This is a genomic window from Frankia sp. AiPs1, from assembly GCF_023716945.1.
Classification (GTDB): domain Bacteria; phylum Actinomycetota; class Actinomycetes; order Frankiales; family Frankiaceae; genus Frankia.
Genome location: NZ_JAMQQF010000771.1, coordinates 1 through 2,209, shown reverse-complemented (window position 1 = coordinate 2,209; position 2,209 = coordinate 1). Strand labels below are relative to the sequence as shown.

Genomic DNA, 2,209 nt, shown 5'->3' with positions numbered 1-2,209 from the left:
GCCGGGACCGGGGCCACGCTCCCGGTGCCGCCGCCGGCGACCCCACCCTGGCCGGGGGGCCGCCGCGGCTGCTGCACATGGGATGGCCTGATCCGCCGGTCCTGCACCGTGTCGAACCCGGCGGCGATGACCGTCACTCGCACCTCGTCGCCGAGGGCATCGTCGATCACCGCACCGAAGATGATGTTCGCCTCGGGATGGGCCGCGTCCGCGACGAGCTCCGCGGCCGCGTTGATCTCGAACAGACCGAGGTCCGAGCCGCCGGAGATGTTGAGCAGGACGCCCTGGGCGCCGTCCATGCTCGCTTCCAGCAGCGGCGAGGCGATGGCCTGTTCGGCGGCCACCGTGGCCCGGTCGTCGCCACGGGCCCGCCCGATACCCATCAACGCGCTGCCGGCGTGCGACATGACCGTCTTCACGTCGGCGAAGTCGAGGTTGATCAGGCCGGGGGTGGTGATCAGGTCGGTGATGCCCTGGACACCGGAGAGCAGTACCTGGTCGGCGCTGCGGAAGGCGTCGAGCACGCTGATGTCGCGGTCGGTCATCGCCAGCAGGCGGTCGTTCGGGATGACGATGAGCGTGTCGACCTCATTGCGCAGAGTGTCGATGCCCGTGTCCGCCTGAGTCGCGCGGCGCCTGCCCTCGAAGGTGAACGGCCGGGTCACGACACCGATGGTGAGCGCGCCGAGAGATCGGGCCACGTTCGCCACGACGGGAGCGCCACCCGTGCCGGTGCCACCTCCCTCACCGGCGGTGACGAAGACCATGTCGGCCCCCTTGAGGACCTCCTCGATCTCCTCGCGATGGTCCTCGGCGGCCTGCCGGCCCACCTCGGGATCGGCCCCGGCGCCGAGGCCCCGGGTCAGCTCGCGGCCGACGTCGAGCTTCACGTCGGCGTCGCTCATGAGCAAGGCCTGGGCATCGGTGTTGATGGCGATGAACTCGACGCCCTTGAGACCGACTTCGATCATCCGGTTGACGGCGTTGACGCCACCACCACCGATCCCGACGACCTTGATGACCGCGAGATAGTTCTGTGGGGCAGCCATGCGGTGTCGGTCCTCCAGCGGCGTCGGTGGTCGGACGGGGGGTTGCCCCGCCCCTGCGGCGCCGCGGGATGGCGGATTCACGCGGCGAGCGGGGGAAACAGTCAGAGTCTCAACCTTCACCGTCAGCTAGACGGTTACAGTTATGTCAACTTCCGACTGTGGATCGGACAGTAGGCATGGCTACGTCGGTGGTCAAGGAAGCTGGCGGCGCGTCACGCCCCTTCCTGGGACGTCCGCTTCGTCACAGCCCTCCCCGGACATCGCCTTCGGCGATGCGCCGGGACCCTTCGGCCCCGGCCTGACAGCCAACTTCCGTCGGATCACCGCCGGCGATCCTCCTGGAGTTGCCGTGCTCCCCTCGGCGATGCGCGGGGGCGCCTGGACGGTCCCGGGGACGCGATCAAGGGGGAACGCGGCGGCGCGGGGGCGTGATGGTGTACTGCCTGCGTGACCCGTCAGCGCACCCAGCACGTCCATTTCCTCGGCATCGGCGGCGCCGGCCTGTCGCCGCTGGCCCAGATCCACCTCGCCGGCGGCGGCACGGTCAGCGGCAGCGACGCCGAGGACTCCCCCCGCGTGGCGACCCTGCGCGCCCGCGGGGTGCCCGTCCGCGTCGGACCCGCGCCGGCGGCGGAGGTGATCGCCGCCGAACTCGCCGGCGTGGATGTCGTGGTCGCCTCCAGCGCCCTCGCCGACGATCACCCCGAGATCGCCACCGCCCGGTCGCTGGGTCTGCCGGTCCGCCGCCGGTCCGAGTGGCTACCGGAACTGACCGCCGGTTACCGGCTGATCGCCGTGGCGGGCTCGCACGGCAAGTCGACCACCTCGGCGATGTTGACCCTGGTGCTGCGCGCGGCCGGGCTCGACCCCACCGCCGTCATCGGCGCGGAGGTCTCCCAGCTCGGCGGCAACGCCCTCGCCGGCTCCGGCGACGTGTTCGTGCTGGAATCCGACGAGTACGGCGGCGCGTTCGCCGGCCTCGAACCCGCCATCGCCGTGATCACCAACGTCGAGTGGGAGCATCCGGACATCTTCCCGGACGAGGCGTCGGTCCGGACCGCCTTCACCGCGTTCGCCCGGCGGGTGCGCCCCGGCGGCCGGCTGGTGGTCTGCGGCGACGATCCGGGGGTCGCCGCCGTGCGCGCCGAGCTGCGCCGGCA

General features: G+C 71.7%; 2 protein-coding genes. One reads left to right on the top strand and one right to left on the bottom strand.

All coding sequences use genetic code 11. The annotated features are described in order from the left end of the window. A partial coding sequence (ftsZ, locus tag ND748_RS30490) for a cell division protein FtsZ (protein WP_251749730.1) occupies positions 1-1,049 on the bottom strand: 1,049 nt, incomplete at its 3' end. A 447-nt stretch (positions 1,050-1,496) separates the two neighbouring features. Here ftsZ and ND748_RS30485 point away from each other — a divergent pair. Then, the coding region (locus tag ND748_RS30485; protein WP_251749728.1) for a Mur ligase domain-containing protein at positions 1,497-2,209 on the top strand (713 nt) is incomplete at its 3' end.